This is a genomic window from Notoacmeibacter sp. MSK16QG-6 (assembly GCF_024158145.1).
GTDB lineage: Bacteria > Pseudomonadota > Alphaproteobacteria > Rhizobiales > Rhizobiaceae > Notoacmeibacter.
The window spans coordinates 1,264,043-1,280,789 of sequence record NZ_JAMYXM010000001.1; the positions used below are offsets into that span (position 1 = coordinate 1,264,043).

20 protein-coding genes and 1 pseudogene are annotated in these 16,747 nt (G+C 59.7%); 12 read left to right on the plus strand and 9 right to left on the minus strand.

The genetic code is table 11. The features are described from left to right. Nucleotides 1-180 precede the first annotated feature (180 nt). The 5 genes and pseudogenes from NIM86_RS06025 (at nucleotide 181) to NIM86_RS17245 (ending at nucleotide 3,603) form a co-directional block, all read left to right on the plus strand. Nucleotides 181-534 carry an endonuclease domain-containing protein gene (locus NIM86_RS06025; protein ID WP_253380000.1) on the plus strand — a complete coding sequence of 118 codons (354 nt, stop codon included), beginning with the start codon at nucleotides 181-183 and terminating at the stop codon, nucleotides 532-534. A 41-nt stretch (nucleotides 535-575) separates the two neighbouring features. After that, entirely contained in the window at nucleotides 576-1,043 is a 468-nt protein-coding gene (locus tag NIM86_RS06030) for a hypothetical protein (RefSeq protein WP_253380002.1), read from the plus strand. Between the two features lie 104 nt (nucleotides 1,044-1,147). Next, nucleotides 1,148-1,525, plus strand: coding sequence for a hypothetical protein (locus NIM86_RS06035; protein WP_253380004.1), 378 nt, complete (start codon nucleotides 1,148-1,150; stop codon nucleotides 1,523-1,525). Further along, nucleotides 1,522-2,962 (plus strand): annotated as a pseudogene (locus NIM86_RS06040) (acetyl/propionyl/methylcrotonyl-CoA carboxylase subunit alpha); the annotation flags it as partial. The gene NIM86_RS06035 and the pseudogene NIM86_RS06040, both read left to right, overlap by 4 nt. A gap of 29 nt (nucleotides 2,963-2,991) precedes the next feature. Then, complete coding sequence (locus NIM86_RS17245; protein ID WP_371872853.1) at nucleotides 2,992-3,603, plus strand: biotin/lipoyl-containing protein; 612 nt, start codon at nucleotides 2,992-2,994, stop codon at nucleotides 3,601-3,603. A 14-nt stretch (nucleotides 3,604-3,617) separates the two neighbouring features. On the opposite strand, the gene NIM86_RS06045 is transcribed toward NIM86_RS17245, so the two are convergent. The 6 genes from NIM86_RS06045 to rpmI form a co-directional block, all read right to left on the minus strand. Then, complete coding sequence (locus tag NIM86_RS06045; protein ID WP_253380008.1) at nucleotides 3,618-4,145, minus strand: DUF421 domain-containing protein; 528 nt, start codon at nucleotides 4,143-4,145, stop codon at nucleotides 3,618-3,620. Nucleotides 4,146-4,218: 73 nt separating this feature from the next. Beyond that, nucleotides 4,219-4,623 carry a hypothetical protein gene (locus NIM86_RS06050; protein ID WP_253380010.1) on the minus strand — a complete coding sequence of 135 codons (405 nt, stop codon included), beginning with the start codon at nucleotides 4,621-4,623 and terminating at the stop codon, nucleotides 4,219-4,221. A gap of 105 nt (nucleotides 4,624-4,728) precedes the next feature. After that, nucleotides 4,729-5,133 (minus strand): GFA family protein, encoded by a 405-nt coding sequence (locus NIM86_RS06055; protein ID WP_253380012.1) that lies wholly within the window; start codon nucleotides 5,131-5,133, stop codon nucleotides 4,729-4,731. Beyond that, entirely contained in the window at nucleotides 5,130-6,218 is a 1,089-nt protein-coding gene (gene pheS / locus NIM86_RS06060; RefSeq protein ID WP_253380014.1) for a phenylalanine--tRNA ligase subunit alpha, read from the minus strand. Before pheS ends, NIM86_RS06055 begins: the two co-directional genes overlap by 4 nt. A 129-nt stretch (nucleotides 6,219-6,347) precedes the next feature. Beyond that, entirely contained in the window at nucleotides 6,348-6,752 is a 405-nt protein-coding gene (gene rplT, locus NIM86_RS06065) for a 50S ribosomal protein L20 (RefSeq protein ID WP_253380016.1), read from the minus strand. Nucleotides 6,753-6,789: 37 nt separating this feature from the next. Next, a complete protein-coding gene (gene rpmI, locus NIM86_RS06070; protein ID WP_094075987.1) occupies nucleotides 6,790-6,990 on the minus strand; it encodes a 50S ribosomal protein L35 in 201 nt (66 codons plus the stop codon). 295 nt (nucleotides 6,991-7,285) lie between these two features. Between rpmI and NIM86_RS06075 the strand changes: the two genes are divergently transcribed. From NIM86_RS06075 to NIM86_RS06085, 3 genes are all read left to right on the plus strand, one after another. Beyond that, nucleotides 7,286-7,681 (plus strand): response regulator, encoded by a 396-nt coding sequence (locus NIM86_RS06075; RefSeq protein WP_256478339.1) that lies wholly within the window; start codon nucleotides 7,286-7,288, stop codon nucleotides 7,679-7,681. Beyond that, complete coding sequence (locus NIM86_RS06080; protein ID WP_253380020.1) at nucleotides 7,681-9,336, plus strand: sensor histidine kinase; 1,656 nt, start codon at nucleotides 7,681-7,683, stop codon at nucleotides 9,334-9,336. The genes NIM86_RS06075 and NIM86_RS06080 overlap by 1 nt, the downstream gene beginning before the upstream one ends. A 110-nt stretch (nucleotides 9,337-9,446) precedes the next feature. Continuing rightward, nucleotides 9,447-10,547: an alkene reductase gene (locus NIM86_RS06085; RefSeq protein WP_253380022.1), complete on the plus strand. Its 1,101-nt coding sequence runs from the start codon at nucleotides 9,447-9,449 to the stop codon at nucleotides 10,545-10,547. 57 nt (nucleotides 10,548-10,604) lie between these two features. Here the strand turns inward: NIM86_RS06085 and NIM86_RS06090 are convergent, their stop codons facing one another. The 3 genes from NIM86_RS06090 to infC form a co-directional block, all read right to left on the minus strand. Further along, nucleotides 10,605-12,434 carry a methyl-accepting chemotaxis protein gene (locus tag NIM86_RS06090; RefSeq protein WP_253380024.1) on the minus strand — a complete coding sequence of 610 codons (1,830 nt, stop codon included), beginning with the start codon at nucleotides 12,432-12,434 and terminating at the stop codon, nucleotides 10,605-10,607. 39 nt (nucleotides 12,435-12,473) lie between these two features. Next, complete coding sequence (locus NIM86_RS06095; RefSeq protein ID WP_253380025.1) at nucleotides 12,474-13,055, minus strand: hypothetical protein; 582 nt, start codon at nucleotides 13,053-13,055, stop codon at nucleotides 12,474-12,476. A gap of 368 nt (nucleotides 13,056-13,423) precedes the next feature. Further along, nucleotides 13,424-13,960, minus strand: a complete 537-nt coding sequence (gene infC / locus NIM86_RS06100; RefSeq protein WP_253380753.1) for a translation initiation factor IF-3 — start codon at nucleotides 13,958-13,960, stop codon at nucleotides 13,424-13,426. Between the two features lie 177 nt (nucleotides 13,961-14,137). Between infC and NIM86_RS06105 the strand changes: the two genes are divergently transcribed. The 4 genes from NIM86_RS06105 (at nucleotide 14,138) to NIM86_RS06120 (ending at nucleotide 16,695) form a co-directional block, all read left to right on the plus strand. After that, a complete protein-coding gene (locus NIM86_RS06105; RefSeq protein WP_253380027.1) occupies nucleotides 14,138-14,911 on the plus strand; it encodes a carboxylesterase in 774 nt (257 codons plus the stop codon). A gap of 140 nt (nucleotides 14,912-15,051) precedes the next feature. After that, nucleotides 15,052-15,504: a DUF2852 domain-containing protein gene (locus tag NIM86_RS06110; RefSeq protein WP_253380029.1), complete on the plus strand. Its 453-nt coding sequence runs from the start codon at nucleotides 15,052-15,054 to the stop codon at nucleotides 15,502-15,504. A 97-nt stretch (nucleotides 15,505-15,601) separates the two neighbouring features. Next, nucleotides 15,602-15,862, plus strand: coding sequence for a hypothetical protein (locus tag NIM86_RS06115; RefSeq protein WP_253380031.1), 261 nt, complete (start codon nucleotides 15,602-15,604; stop codon nucleotides 15,860-15,862). A gap of 65 nt (nucleotides 15,863-15,927) precedes the next feature. Next, on the plus strand, nucleotides 15,928-16,695 hold the full coding sequence (locus NIM86_RS06120) for a M48 family metallopeptidase (RefSeq protein ID WP_253380754.1): 768 nt from the start codon (nucleotides 15,928-15,930) through the stop codon (nucleotides 16,693-16,695). Nucleotides 16,696-16,747 lie beyond the last annotated feature (52 nt).

A 16,747-nucleotide genomic window follows, 5' to 3' on the forward strand; every position in this document is an offset into this window, starting at 1 on the left:
TCTCTTGCGATTTCTAGCACTTGGCTCGGCCAAGACACTGAAATCGCTTTCTCCCCCTCCAAGGGGGAGATGCGCGGTGGCGATCGAATGCAGCCTCTCTCCCCTGGAGGGAGAGAAAGCCAAATCCTGGGCTTGGACGAAGACCAAGTCCTTGGATTTGGCAAGAGAGGGGGATACTCCTTGTCCCACAAAAGCTCTGATCAAAAACTGAAATTCGCCCGCCAAATGCGGAGGGACCCGACCCCGGCAGAGAACGCGCTTTGGCAGATGTTGCGCGGACGCAAGCTCGGTGGACTGAAATTTCGTCGCCAGCAGCCGCTCGGCCCGTTCATCGTGGACTTTGTCTGCATGGAGAGGCGGTTGATCGTCGAAGCCGATGGCGGGCAACACGCGGGCTCACGGTCCGATGCCGAACGTGACACTTATTTTCGAATGCAGGGCTATCACGTTCTACGCTTCTGGAACGATGAAATTTTTCAAAACAGCGAGGGCGTCGCCCAGCATATCCTCAAAATCGTCCGATCCGATGGATAGGCGTAAGTTGATTGTTTGAAATCATTGGGAGGAGACTTGGCATGGATCTTACGGATGAGGATTACGAGACTGTCGGAAAAATGTTCGTAGAGGACATGTCGGGATACACGGATCGTAAACTGGATTTCTCACCGGAATCCATTTGGCACTTGGATGCTCTTCTTCAGCAATGCCGAAATGAACGAATCAACACGAAGAAGCGCGCTAACTTCCTCATGGGCTTTGCCATTTATCTAGGCGAAGTGATCCGAATAAATTTCGAGGGTCGTTGGATTACCGATGAAGAAGACGCGCCGAACGACCTTTTCGGCCCCTGCCTTATGGAACGAAATGGCACCTTCTTCAGCCCGATCTCCCGTGTTTTCAAACGCGTTCAAATCGGGCCGGAAGAAAGCATCGTTGACTATGTCCAAGCCCTGACAGGACAATCCATCGCGCAGCCACAAGTCTTTGAAACAATATCGGAACAACGGCGACGAGGTTTCTTCTCGCGTCTATTCGGTAAATGAGTGAAACAGATGCTCACTAAAATCCTCATCGTCAATCGCGGCGAGACTGACTGCTGGATCATCGGAACAACGAAGACGATGGGCATAAGGACGAGAATCGCCTGATGCCCAAGCTTCCTGAGATGACGAAACATCGCGGGTTTCCGTCCGGTCTTCCGGGAACGGGACTGCAGTTCACGATCCGGCGGGCCAACCCGAAAGGCGTGGCGAAGCTCTTTTCAAAGCGCCGGACGGCGGACCGCCCGGCCATCGAAAAGCTAGCCGACACCGCCTTCCTGCATGCGATCTGGCACCATTTCGGCACTGAACCGTTCGAGCGCGGCAATCTGGATGCAGGTCGCCTGAGCTGGGTTTTCGGTCAGGAAATCGTGCCGGCCGAAAACCCGTTCGATCCCGCCTCCTATCAGGCGATGCTCAAGCTCGACGAGCCGCTGGCGCGATCCACCCACCCCAGAGCTTTCGAGGATGTTCTGACAGTATGAGCAGCAAGCCCTTCTCCAAAATCCTCATCGCCAATCGCGGCGAGATTGCCTGCCGGGTCATCAAAACAGCGAAGAAGATGGGTATCGCCACGGTCGCGGTCTATTCCGACGCCGACCGCGATGCCGTTCATGTGCAGATGGCGGACGAGGCGGTGCATATCGGACCGCCACAGGCCAACCGGTCCTATCTCGTCGCCGACAAAATCATCGAGGCGTGCAAGGAGACCGGCGCGCAGGCCGTTCATCCCGGCTATGGCTTTCTGTCGGAGAATGCCAAGTTCTGCGAGAAACTGGAAAAAGCGGGTATCGTCTTCATCGGCCCGAAGCCAAAAGCCATCGAGGCGATGGGCGACAAGATCACGTCGAAGAAGCTGGCGCAGGACGCCGGCGTCTCCACCGTGCCGGGCCATATGGGCCTGATAGAGGATGCGGCGGAAGCGGCGAAGATCGCTGCCGAGATCGGCTATCCGGTGATGATCAAGGCGTCTGCCGGCGGCGGCGGCAAGGGCATGCGCATCGCCTGGAACGATGAGGAGGCGCGCGAAGGGTTTGAGCGGTCGAAGTCGGAGGCCGCCTCTTCCTTCGGCGATGACCGCATCTTCATCGAAAAATTCATCGAGGAGCCGCGCCACATCGAAATTCAAGTCCTGGCCGACAGCCACGGCAACACAGTCTATCTGAACGAGCGCGAATGCTCGATTCAGCGGCGCAATCAGAAGGTGATCGAGGAAGCGCCCTCGCCCTTCCTCGACGAAGAAACCCGCCGCGCGATGGGCGAGCAGTCCGTCGCGCTCGCCAAGGCCGTCGATTACGAGAGCGCCGGCACCGTCGAGTTCATCGTCGACAAGGATCGCAATTTCTATTTCCTCGAGATGAACACCCGCCTGCAGGTCGAGCACCCCGTGACGGAGCTGATCACCGGGGTCGATCTGGTCGAGCAGATGATCCGCGTCGCGGCGGGCGAAAAGCTCTCGCTCACGCAGGACGATATCGGCATCGATGGCTGGGCGGTCGAAAGCCGGCTCTACGCCGAAGATCCCTATCGCAACTTCCTGCCTTCCATCGGCCGCCTCACGGCCTATGCCCCGCCGCCGGAAGGCCCGGTCGGCGAACGCCACGAGGGCGATCCCGTCTCGGAGGGTCCCGGCGGCTCCGCCATCGGCGGCAGCGCGCCCGTCATCCGCAACGATACGGGCGTGACGGAGGGGTCGGAAATCTCGATGTTCTACGATCCGATGATCGCCAAGCTCTGCACCTGGGCGCCGACGCGCGAAGAAGCAACCGACGCGATGGCGGACGCACTCGACAGTTTCGTCGTCGACGGGATCGGCCACAACATCCCGTTCCTATCGGCCATCATGGCGCATCCGAAATGGCGCTCAGGCGACATCACCACCAAGTTTATCGAAGAGGAATATCCGGACGGGTTCGAAGGCGCAGAGCCGGGTGAGAACGATCTGCGCGATCTGGCCGTTGCGGCCGCGCTCGTCAATCGGCGTTCCGCGCGCGAGCCTCTCGGCCAGACGACCGGCGGCAATCTGCATGTCGGCGGTGTGGCGAAGGCGCAGGAGGTGTTCATTGGCGATGAGCGCATTCGGATTGAGGCGAATGCCACCGATGACGGGTTCGCCGTCACCGCCGGTGGCGACGATCTCGGGACGGCGACGCTGGACTGGCGGCGTGGCGCGGCCCTCGCCAGGATGACCATCGGCGATACGCTGCGGACGATCCGGGTCGATCCCGTCAGTGCCGGCTATCGGCTGCGTCATCGCGGCTCGGATCTGATCGCCAAGGTCTATTCGCCGCGTGTGGCGGAACTCGCCGCTCTGATGCCGGTGAAGGAAGCTCCGGACACATCGAACCTTCTGCTTTGCCCGATGCCGGGGCTCATCGTCTCGCTGATGGTCAAGGAAGGCGAGACCGTTCAGGAAGGTCAGCCACTCGCCATCGTCGAGGCGATGAAGATGGAGAACGTGCTACGCGCCGAACGTCAGGCGACAATCAAACGGCTCGCGGTGGAGGAAGGCGACAGCCTGGCCGTGGATGAGACGATCATGGAGTTCGAGACGACCGGCTAAACCGGCGCGCTGTTCTACTCGATACCGGAATCGTCCTTGCGCAGCTTGCGCAGGGTCTGCGGCTCGTCGACACCGTCCCGGCGCTTGATAAGCGCAATATCGCCCGCCGATTCGATAGTCAGGGCCTCAACTTCGGACAGGTTAGCGACGTCGTTCTGACGCAAAAGCATGTCAATCTCCTCCTCGACCATCTGCTCCTTGCGCATATTGTCATGCTTCAACTCGCCCTTCCGGACCAGCACGACGGGCGGTGACTTCAGCAGGTCACGCACCCACTCGGATTTGAGGGCCGCCTGGGAGAGAAGCCAGTCGATCGCGACGATGGCCGTCATGGCCAGACACCCTTCCACGATCTTGACACCATCCAGCACAATCATGGAGGCGAGAACCGATCCGACCGTGAAGGTCAGGATCATGTCGTACATGTTGAATTTGGCGACCGTCCGCTTGCCGGACAGGCGAAGCAAGAAGATCAGCCAGGCAAAGCCGATAACGGCCGAGATAATGATGCCGAGAGGGCCGGGATCGCTGTCATACCACATGAGAATCCTTCCGTTTGGCGAAGGCAAAGCGTCTTTTCGTCCGGAAAGCCAGCCCAATACGGCTCGATAAATATCAAGCGCGGAAGCCCGGCGCCCTGAAAAGCACGCCCTTCGCCCAGGCATGGATGGCGCGATAGACCATCAGGGAAACGATGGCGAAGACGGCGTTGAAGGCGAACAATACGCCCCATGACATATCGGATGCCCCGAAAAACAGACGCGCCAGAATGGACGGCACGACAATGCCGACCAGCAGGGATAGTATGGCCGCTATGGATGTCGGAAGCGCTTTATAGATGAAGGGATAGATCGCCGTTACGGCAATGGCGACGACATAGCGCCCCCACATGAGCATCAGATCCTGCAAGGCCGCGCCATCAGTAAAGATCGAAACGAGAAGATTGGTGGCAATCGCGCCGAGCACACCGCCCCCTATCACGGCGATAATGTCGGTAGCGATCATACGTTTGGCTGCCATCGGTGTCCTCGATTTCCCAATTTCGGCTATAGGCTGGCATATTGCGCAAAGCGAGGAGAGGTAAAGGGCGAAGCGATCCGCAAATTCACCCTCCGATCGGCTGCCCTAGCGCCGAACGCTTGTCGTTTTGTTTCTCGGCAAATCGTCTTCCAGCATTAGCCAGGAAAGTTTCTCCGGCCAGAAGGCATGCACCGTCGGTGCGAAGCGGCTCGGCTCGTCCAACGCTGCCGTATAAAGATAGATCCGCCCTGCCAGGCGATCATCGCGATAGCCTATGGGAGAACCGCAGGACGAGCAGAAGAAGCGAGTTACGGGCGGCTCGCCATACTCCCCGTCAACCTTCCCCTGCCATTCAATTTCATTGTCATAGATACCGATAAAGGCGACGACCGGCGCCCCCGTCGCTCGTCGACAGTCCTCGCAATGGCAATAGCTTGCGAAATGCGGCTTGGCTGTAAGTTCGAAACGGACTGCGCCACAGCGGCAACGGCCGTTCGCGACCGACGTCAATTGCGACTCAATCCGCCGAACAGGGTCGGCATATCGAGCGGGCGGAAACCATAATGGGCGAGCCAGCGCACATCGGCGTTAAAGTAGTCGCGCAAATCCGGCATGCCGTATTTCAACGTGGCGATGCGGTCGATCCCCATGCCCCAGGCAAAGCCCTGATATTCATCGGGGTCGAGACCGGCCATGCGCAGCACGTTCGGATGCACCATGCCGCAGCCAAGAATTTCCATCCAGTCGTCGCCCTCGCCGAAGCGTACTTCGCCGGGGGTGGAACGGTCGCATTGGATGTCGACCTCCAGGCTCGGTTCGGTGAAGGGAAAGAAGGACGGGCGAAAGCGCATCGCCACGTGATCGACCTCGAAGAAGGCCTTGCAGAACTCCCCCAGCACCCATTTCAGATTGGCCATATTGGCGCTTTTGTCGATCACCAGCCCTTCGACCTGATGAAACATTGGCGAGTGTGTGGCGTCGCTGTCCTGACGGTAGGTCTTGCCGGGAATGACGATGCGAATCGGCGGCTTCTGCTCCTCCATGGTGCGGATCTGCACCGGCGAGGTATGGGTGCGCAGCAGCTTGCGCTCGCCATTTTCGTCTGGCTGGAAAAAGAAGGTGTCGTGCATCTCGCGGGCCGGATGGCCTTCTGGGAAGTTCAGAGCGGTGAAGTTGTAATAGTCGGTTTCGATGTCCGGGCCTTCGGCGATGGCGAAGCCGAGATCGGCGAAAATGGCCGTGATTTCGTCGATCACCTGACTGATCGGGTGGATACGACCAGCTTCTGAGGGCGCCGGGTGGACAGGCAGCGTGACGTCCACCGTCTCGGAGGCGAGCCGCGCCTCGATGGCCGCATCGCGCAGAAGGCCGCGCCGCGCCAAGATGGCGTCGTTGATCTCGGCCTTGAGGTTGTTGAGCGCGGGGCCGGCGATCTTCCGCTCATCCGGCGTCATCTTGCCGAGCCCCTTGAGAAGTTCCGAGACGCGCCCCTTCTTGCCGAGCGCCGAGACGCGCACCTCTTCCAGCGCAGGCTCATCTGCCGCCGCCTCCACCGAAGCGATGATTTCGTCCCGAAGAGCTGCGTAGTCGTCCATGAATTCGTCCAATGCTGAGCGCCCGTCAGGTTACCGGCGCGAAAAACCCGCAAACAGCCATGCCGTTCGCGGGTTTGTCCTGTCAGAAAGCGCAGCGCGGTTCAAGCCGCGTCGATTGGGTGCGGGCGCTTAGGCGCCGACGGCGCGCTCATACTCGTTGGTGTTGCCGTCCTTGAGATAGGACAGTGCATCCTTGGCCTGGGCGACAACGGCCGCGAAGGCATCCGGTTCGTGGATCGCCATATCGGAAAGGACTTTGCGGTCCATCTCGATGCCGGCCTTGTTCAGACCGTCGATCAGACGGCTATAGGTCAGACCGTGTTCACGCGCGGCGGCGTTGAGGCGCTGGACCCAGAGAGCGCGGAAATTGCGCTTTTTGGCGCGGCGGTCGCGCGTCGCATACTGCATCGACCGTTCGACGGCCTGCTTGGCGACACGGATCGTATTCTTACGGCGGCCGTAGAAACCCTTGGCGGCCTTGATGGTCTTCTTGTGCTTGGCGTGCGATGTCACGCCTCTTTTCACGCGGGCCATTTTCGTTCTCCTGCGTCAGTCTGTTTCGGGGATGGGATCAGCGATTATAAGGCATGAAGATCTTGACGAGCTTGGCATCCGGCTCGCTCAGCACCATGGTGCCGCGCGCATCGCGGATGAAGTCGTTAGACCGCTTGATCATGCCATGGCGCTTGCCGGCAGCCTGCGCCTTCACCTTGCCCCGTGCGGTCATCTTGAACCGCTTCTTGCAGGACGATTTCGTCTTCATCTTGGGCATTTTGCTCTCCTTTATCGGTGGGTGCGGCAATGACCATTCATTGCCGGCCCTCAAAGCCGACCCGAAAGCGACGAACGATCGGGCTTAGCATTTCGAACCGCCACGGCATGCCCTGCCGGCCGGTTCCGAACGCGGGCTCATAACGCGAGCCCGGCCGCGACGCAAGGCCAAATACGTTCAGGCAACGGACCGAAGCCTGAAGCCAATCCATTTGATGCCGCGCCGCAAAAAAACGGGAACCGGCGCGCTTGCAATGCGTTCAATTGTATCAAACCAGTTCGATGTGATGTGAGTAATGGCAACCGCAACTCCCCCGCCTTCATGTGAAAGGAAGGCCGTATTAATCGTCGAGGATGAACCTCTGCTTCTGATGGACGCGTCGGACATGGTCGCCGATGCCGGCTACGAGCCTGTCGAAGCCACCTGTGTTCGTGAGGCGCTCGAGATCCTGCAGCGCCGCGACGACATTGCTATTCTCTTTACCGATATCAATCTGGCCGGCAGTTCCGATGGCCTTGAACTGGCCAGGGAAGTTGCCAAGCGGTGGCCTCCTATTGCGGTGATCGTCGCCTCCGGACGTCATTTTCTGGAGCCATCGGCGCTTCCCAAGCGGGCGCGGTTCATGGCAAAGCCTTATTTGCCGTCCGACTTCAATAAAGTCCTCGCCGATCTGACGCCAGTGGTCTGGTGATGTCCCCGACTGATTTCGCCGGCAAGGGCGTTGAGGGTCAGGGAAGCAGTTTCTTTTCGGTTGGAGCCAGGCAAGACGATAGCGGCCCCTCCGCCGCCCGCTATCCCGCTCACGGGCCGACCGCTTCTCTCGCCGAACAACTTTCGCTTGTCATGGACGCCTCGGGCGCCATCGGCTGGTGGGATTGGGACGTGCAAAACGACCGCCTCTACGCCGGCAGGCAATTTGCTGACATTTACGGTGTCGATCCCGATGACGCGGAACGGGGCGAACATCTCTCCAGCTTCATGGAAGGTGTCGATCCGCGCGATCGCGAGCGGGTCAGCGAGGCAGTCCAGCAGGCCGTCGACCGTTGCGGCTCATTTCTGGAAGATTACCGTATCAAGCGACACGACGGCGACCACAAACGCCCGCTCTGGGTGACGGCCAGCGGGCGGTGTTACGGCGACGATCATGGCAAGGCGGTGCGGTTTCCCGGCGTGATATTGGACATTACCGCCCGGAAAACATCCGACATGCGCAAACGGGCGCTCATCGAACTGGGCGACAAGCTTCGTGACCTGCCGGACATGGAAAGCATCGTTCGCGCCGCTACCGACATTGTCGCCGATGTCCTGTCACCCAGCCGTGTCGGGTTCGGGATGGTCAACAATTTGGAAGAGACCGTTGCGATACCCGATGAGTGGCGGCGCGACGGCGTTCTAACGATTGCGGGAATACATCATTTCCGCAGCTATGGGTCGTTCATCGACGACCTAAAGGCCGGCAGGACGGTTTTCATCGAAGATGTCGAGGACGATCCGCGCACTGCCGGTGCACGGCAGGCCCTTCTCGATATCGGCATCAATGTGCTTTTGAATGTGCCAATCGTTGAGCATGGCAAGCTGGTTCTTGTCATGTTTGCCCATAATGACGGGCCAGTGGACTGGGACCAGAACGATCTCAATTTCGCTCATGCCGTGGCGGACCGCGTTCAGGTCACACTCGCGCGACAGCGAGCCGAGACCCAGCGTGAATTGTTAAATCGCGAGCTCTCGCATCGTCTGAAGAATTCACTCGCGATGGCGCAGTCGATCGTGTCGCAATCACTGCGTTCTGCCACGGATCTGAAAAGCGCCAAAGACGACATCGGACGCCGCCTTTCGGCGCTTGGACGTGCGCACGAGGTTCTTCTGAGGACGTCTTCGGAACGGGCGGACATCGCGACCGTCGTCAGCAACGCGCTACGTCCCTATCAGGATAGCGATTCTCGCCTTCATTGCCGGGGGCCGGGCATCGCACTTTCGGCGCCGGCCGCCCTGTCTCTGTCGTTGATCCTTCATGAACTTGCGACGAATGCGGTCAAATACGGCGCGTTGAGCAGCGCGGACGGTCATGTCGAACTCAGCTGGACCGTCGAGGATGGCGGGCCGGGTCGCATGACGTTGCAGTGGAAAGAAAGAGGCGGACCGCCCATCGCTCCACCCAGTCGCGAGGGCTTCGGTTCCCGTCTGATCCGATACGGGATCACCGGGGCGACGGACCAGTCGGTCTCGACAGATTATGCGCGGGAAGGTCTGACGTGCGAACTTTCCGTCGCTCTTTCCGACATTGTGGCAAATTCGTCCGATGAGCTGCTGGCCGTTGGGCAAGACCGGACGCTATCGTCCACCTGATCGCGACGCAGCGTCACCCCTTAGAGAGCGGTCTGGCCATCGATTTCCCAGCGTGACCACCCATCTAGGGCAGGACCGCTTATCCATTCCCTACAATAAAGGAATTTTCCATGGCCACCACGCCATTGCAGACGCTTTTTCGGCCCCACAAAATGGGTCACCTCACTGTCCCTAACCGGGTTTTCATGGCGCCGCTGACACGCAATCGCGCCCATGACGACGGTACACCCTGGAGTACCACCGCGACCTACTACGCCCAACGCGCTTCTGCCGGCCTTCTCATCTCGGAAGCCACACAGATCAATCCCCTCGGGAAAGGTTACATCAAAACACCCGGCATATACGCCGACAGCCATGTGGAAGGGTGGAAAGCAATCACCGACGCAGTCCATGCCGCCGGCGGCCGCATTTATTGCCAGCTCTGGCATGTCGGCCGCATCCGGCATGTCGATATCGAACCCAAAGGCGAACAGCCAGTCGCGCCGAGCGCCATTCGCGCTAACGCCAAGACCTTCACGCATGATGGTTTTGCTGACGTGTCCGAGCCGCGCGCTCTTTCGCTCGACGAAATCGATCAGATCGTCGAAGACTTCGCTCATGCTACGCGATGTGCGATGGCGGCCGGGTTCGACGGGGTGGAGGTGCATTCGGCCAATGGCTACCTTCTCGACCAGTTTCTGCATTCGGCCTCAAACAGGCGCGATGACGAATATGGCGGCTCGATCGAAAACCGCAGTCGCATGACCCTGCGCGTGGTCGACCGCATCGTCCAGGAGATCGGATCGGACAGGGTGGGTATCCGCCTCTCACCACTCGGTGAAGCCAATGATGTGCAGGAAGACGATCCAACAGCGATCTTCTCGTACCTAGTCGCCGAACTGGATAAGCGGGAACTCGCCTATCTGCATTTCGTCGAAAGCTTTGCCGGCGCGGACCGGTCGAATGAAAATGCCGAAGTGCTGAAGTCCATCCGCCAGCACTGGAACGGATTTTATGTAGCCAACGGCGCATACGATGCCGAGTATGCGGCGAAATATGTCGATGAGGGCTGGTGCCATGCGGTGGCTGTCGGCCGTGACTTTCTTGCCAATCCCGATCTGCCGAGCCGCTGGCTGACTGGGGCCGAACTCAATGCGCCCGATCAGGATACGTTTTATGGCGGTGGGGAAGAGGGCTATACGGACTATCCGTTCGCGACACTCGGTCGTTGATGATCGCAATGAAACAAGCCCCCGCCAATATCAAACCGGCGGGGGCTCTTTTAATTGTCAGGCCGCGTGGCGATCGGGCGAAGCGGCGAAATCGTCGTCGTATGCATGTTCCTCGACACGAAAACGGGCAACGGCCTGCGCCAATCCATCGCTCTGACCTGTCAGAGCCAGTGTGGCTGCGGTCGCCTCTTCGGACATGGCTGCGTTCTGTTGCGTAACCTGATCGAGTTGAACGAGCGCCTCATTGACCCGCTTCAGACCGATAGCCTGTTCGCGCGAAAAGCTGGAAATTCCTTCCACGAGACCACTTATGTCGCCCATTCCATGGACGATACGCTGCAGCGCATCGCCCGTCTGGCGGACAAGCACGACCCCATCGTCGACCTGACTTGACGAGATTGAGATCAGGCTCTTGATCTGTTTGGCCGCTTCCGCAGAGCGTTGCGCCAATTCGCGGACCTCCTGAGCGACGACCGCAAATCCCAGCCCCTTCTCGCCAGCGCGGGCGGCTTCGACGCCGGCATTCAGCGCCAGGAGATTGGTCTGGAAGGCGATTTCGTCGATTACGCCGATAATGTCCGAGATCTGTTTGGAAGACTGCTCGATATCGCCCATCGCCGAAACGGCCCGCGAGACGATCTCGCCGCTTGCTTCGGCATCGGCCTTCGCCTTGTTCATCGTGGTCGCCGCATCTTCCGCTCCGCGGGCCGATTCATCTACCTTGGACGTGATTTCGGAGACCGTCGCCGTCGTCTGCTCCAGCGTCGCAGCCTGCTTTTCCGTGCGGCTGGACAAGTCGGAGGAGGCGTTCGCGATTTCCGACATGCCGGATTTTAGCTTGATGATGCCACCGGATACGTCTGCAATCGCTTCTTCGAGCTGGCTCACCGCCGCGTCGAAATCGTTGCCGAGCCGGCGATAGGCTTCCGGCAGTTCGGTACCGACACGCGTCGTGAGATCGCCTTCTGCCAATCGACGTAAGGCTTTGCCGAGACAGTCGGCAGCCGTGCCGAGTTCCTTGGCCGAACGATCGCGGTCCTCCGTACCCCGTTGGCGTTCCGCCTCCGCTTCCGCGCGCTGCGTGGCTGCCTCGCCCTCGAGGCGAAGGCGCTCATGACCGGAGTGACGTAGCAATTCGAGGGCGCGTCCAATCGTGCCGATCTCGTCCTTTCGTTCACCGCACGGCACTGCCGAATCCAGATCGCCATTGGTCAATCCGTCAATTCGCTCCGTGACGGATCGAAGCGGCCGCGTCACCTGCCGGTTCACCACCGCGCCGATGACAGCGATTGTGATCAGGGCGGCAAGACTTCCTACAAGAACGATGCTCCAGAACACCGTCATGGTCTGAGAAGCCATGGCATCCGTTCCCCAGGCGATGACGATATGGCCGAACAGATCCCCCTCTCCTTCTTTCATGACGGGCGACGCCGTGACCATCAGATCATCCGCGATAAAGGGCTCGCCCGGTTTCATGATGGCTTCCCCCGATTCTGAGAAAATGCTCAGGACATCGGAAGCCATCGTTCCTTCGGCCGGATAGCTGGCCACGACCGTACCGTCAGGCGCAAGCGCAAGCACGGCGCGGATTTCCGACTGGTCGGTTATCAGCGGCTTGTAAGTGTCGGCGACGACGTCCGCTTTCTGCCAGCGCATGGCGCCGGCCACGCTGGAAGCGAGTTGGCCAGTCACCACATTGCGCATCATGCCCTGCGAAAGCTCGTATCCATTTCGCACGATGGGATAGTTGAAAAGAGCGGTCGCCAAAGCGCCGAGCACGCACACCACGGTGATCGTGCCGAGGATCTTCGCCAGCAGGCTCCGACGGAACGGGACGTTGCCGTCTCCCTCGACCGCCTCGTCCTCGTCATAAGTAATATCTGTCATGCGAACCTCCCGATACGAACCGGCATCGGCCTGTTTTTCTCAAAGATTGTCGACGTTGATGCCGACGGTTATCGCACCGATAGCTTCGCCGGACTGCGGATCGACGATGGTCTTGGAGACCTGGGATTGCAGCGTCTGGGAAGATTCATCCTCTTCGATCTCGTCGACGAAGATGGCCTCGGCGCCTTCACCGTAGCTCTTCTGGAATTTCGCTTCGTCGCCCTGCCAGTAATCCGAGGTGACATCGCTCTGGCCGACATTGAGGCCCTTATTGTCCATGACGAAGACTTCGCTGATGAGCCCTGCGGATTCGTCCTTGCGCTGCTTGAGGAAGGCGGAAAGGTCGTTGGCTAGAACCTTGTCGATCATCGGCTTGGCAGAAGCGCCGGTCTCTTCGCGCCATTTGCCGTCCATCTCGTCAATATCGGCTTGGGTCGCGTCGGCGTGGGCTTCATTCTGCGCCTTTATCGCCTTGATGACGACGGGATCGTTCAACCAGCCGTCGACATTTTCCGAAACGTAGGCCTTGATCGGCTCCACATGCATACCTTCGGCCGAAGCGACAGCGGGCAGGCCGACCGCAAAGCCGGCGGTAACGAAAGCAATAGCGGATAGTTTCATGAATTTTCCCTCTGAGTGATCGGTGTTCTGAGCGACCGCCGGCAATATTGTTTCCGGGCCCCGATCCTAATCCGGCAGCGCATGGCGTCCCCACACCAGCCTGTTCCTATTCAGGCGCCATCGGCGTCGCTGAATCGGAAACCCGATTGGATCGTTTAAATGAAGAAACATGCCGCAAGGCGGCTATACGGCTCGGCATCATGCCGCCAACCGGCACACAATGTGGCGGTGCCGTCGTCAGAATTGGCCCAGAACATTGAAATTGCCTTAATGACGCTGCGGCATCTGCCAAGCCACCTTCCACATATGAAAAGCCCGCCGCAACGATGCGACGGGCTTCAGCCACTCATCCAAAATCGAATTCCGCTCTAACGCGGCGCAAGAACCATCATCATCTGGCGGCCTTCAAGCTTGGGCTCGGCCTCCACCTTTGCGATATCGACGGTGTCTTCCTTCACCCGGTTCAGCAATTCCATGCCGAGCTCCTGGTGCGCCATCTCGCGGCCGCGGAAGCGCAGCGTGACCTTGACCTTATCGCCGTTCTCGAAGAAGCGCTTTGCCGCCTTCATCTTCACATCGTAATCGTGGGTGTCGATGTTGGGCCGCATCTTCACCTCCTTGATTTCGATGGTTTTCTGCTTCTTCCGCGCTTCGGATTTCTTCTTCTGCTGCTGATATTTCAGCCGGCCGAGGTCCTGGATTTTGCAGACGGGCGGTTTGGCGTTCGTCTGAACCTCGACAAGATCGAGGCCAGCTTCTTCCGCCATGCGGATTGCGTCTTCGGTGGGCACTTCACCGCGATTTTCGCCCTCTGCGTCGATGAGCATGACAGAGGGAACGCGGATTTCCTGATTTGCGCGTGGACCCTCTTTCGTGGGGGGCGGCGCTCGAAAAGGTCTGCGAATGGTCGTGGTCTCCTGAACCGTTGAACTTACGAATTACTTGCCGCCGGGCCGCGCCGAAGCGCATGCCATGACGACTATCCCTATATAGGAATTGCAGATTGCCATGACGACGGTGGCTCTCCATAACACGGCCCGGAAAAGAATTCACCCCTAAAGCAATGCAAAGGGAATCGACCGATGCCGGAAGAAAACGGGCAGCTTGCCATCGACGGCGCGCCCATCGCCTGGCGGCGTATCGCCGGCACATCACCTACATTCGTCTGGCTCGGCGGCTTCCGCTCCGACATGACCGGCACCAAGGCTCAGGCGATCTCCGACCACTGCGCAGCGGGCGGCCGCGCCTTTTTGCGGTTTGACTATTCCGGCCACGGCGAATCCGGTGGCGCGTTTGAAGAGGGCACGATCTCCAAATGGCTTGGCGAGGCGCGGGCTGTCCTGAAAGACCTCACTGAGGGACCGCTCATCCTCGTCGGCTCGTCCATGGGCGGCTGGATCGCGCTGCGCGCCGTGCAGGAGGCAATAAGGGCCGGATCGTCTAGGATTGCCGGTCTTGTGCTGCTGGCGCCTGCGCCGGATTTCACCGCGCGGATGCTCGAACAGGAACTGACTGAGAGCGAAAAGAGGGTGCTCGAAGAGACCGGACGCCACGAAGTGCCAACCCCTTACGGCCCGAACCCAAATGTCTTTACCAAGGCGTTGTTCGATGATGGCGACAAAAATCGTGTTCTGAACGGCCTGATCGATACGCATTGCCCCGTACACATCATCCAGGGCATGGCCGACCCGGACGTGCCATGGCAGACGGCGCAGGATCTGATGGAACGGCTGCCCGCCGACGATGTGACCCTCACTTACGTCAAGGATGGCGATCACAGGCTATCGCGCGAGCAGGACATCGCCTTGCTTTTGAGGGTTTGCGACGCCATGGCCGAGCAAGTGGAGGATCAATAATCGTCAAGTCCTCGTCCGATTTCGCTGTGTGAAATCTTGAATCGGATTTGCGCAATTCCCACCTCATAAGTCATGAAGCGGCCGCTTCCTTTCTTAAACCCCCGACCCGCGCGGCCGCCGGTAAGAAAGGATGGCTTTCGATGAAACCCAATGCCCTGATCCGTCCGGCCTGGACGCCTGCGACCATCGCGCTGATGATTATCGGCTTCATGCTCTGGTGGCCGCTCGGCCTTGCCATGCTCGCCTTCATTCTGTGGGGCGACCGGCTGGAAGCCTTCAGGACAGACGTAAATGGCGCGACCGACCGCGTCTTCGCCGGCTGCCGCCGTGCAGCCCGCGCCGCTGCGGCGCCTTCGACGGGTAATGTCGCCTTCGACGCCTGGCGCGACGAAGAGCTGAAGCGTCTGGCCGAAGAACGCCGCAAGCTGGACGAGATGCGTAGCGAATTCGACTCCCACATGCGCGAATTGCGCATGGCCCGCGACAAGGATGAGTTCGATTCCTTCATGGCGGCGCGCCGCGAGCGTAAGACGGTCGAACACGAAAAGACCGAAAAGGGTGGTGATCTGCCCGGCGGCGCTTACGCCAGCTAAACGCTGCGCCACACGAATCAACGATCGGGGCCGGGTTCCAACGAATCCGGCCCCTTTCGTTTAGCTTGACTTAGGGCTTGGACGGTAAAGAGGGCAGATGGACGAGCCTGGACGTATCACGATCTTCATCATCCGAATGGTGCTCGATTTCATACTCAACGTCATCGTTTCAACGATCTGGCGGGGCATTCAGAAGCTCTTCTGGGTCCTGCTCACCTTCGACGTCAAATATTTCCGGCGCGAGGCGAATGTCGGTCGCCCAAACGATAGGGTGGTCGCGTGGTCAAAAGTCCTGCCATTCGTGATCGCGACCGCTATTTTTCTGGCCGCGCTCCTGATGCGGACCGCAAATGGCTGAGCCGAGACAAAAAGCCGTCAGTTCCCGTTAACCTCCTGGAACCGAATCGCTTTATTGTGCACGGCATGGTTGCCGCCTCGCCTCTCCTTTTTCAGCGCCGCGCCCCTTCGACAAAGAAGGAAGAACGCCTGCACTCGGTCGGCGAACGGGCCTTGCCCCTCGCCATTCACCGCAATCCGCGCGCCAGACGCCTGATCCTGCGGATCGTGCCGGGCGGCCGGTCGCTGCGGGTCACGGCGCCGCCGCAGGTCTCTCAAAGGGAAATCGATGCCTTTCTGGCGCGCAATGCCGGCTGGCTGGCCGAGCGTCTCGACCGGCATGATGGCTGCACGCTAAGCAATGGCGGTGAGCTTTCCTTCCGGGGCAAAACCTATCGCATCGCCCATTCCGGCAAGCTGCGCGGCCTACCGCAACTGAACGATGACGAGGCGGCTGAACCTACCCTTGTGGTTCACGGTCCCGAAGCGGCTCTACGCAAGCGCATCGGTGACTTTCTGCGCCGGGAAGCGGAGGCGATGATGGTGCCGCTCGCGCGCCGACACGCCCGGACGCTGGGTCGCCCGATCAAGGCGGTGCGCTTTCGCGACACGCGCAGCCGCTGGGGCAGTTGCACCGCGGATGGAACCCTTTCCTTTTCCTGGCGGATCATGATGGCGCCCGATTTCGTGATCGATTATCTGGTCGCCCACGAGGTTGCCCATCTGGCTGAGATGAACCACGGGCCGCGCTTCTGGGCGCAATGCCGCGATCTGTGCCCCCGCGTCGATGAAGCGAAAGCCTGGCTGAAAGAGCATGGCGGGCGGCTGCAAGCCGTCGATTTCAGCGGCGGCTGACTGCGACCGTTCACCATGCCGCACGGTTCTGGCTGCCATGCGGCCTGTTTTC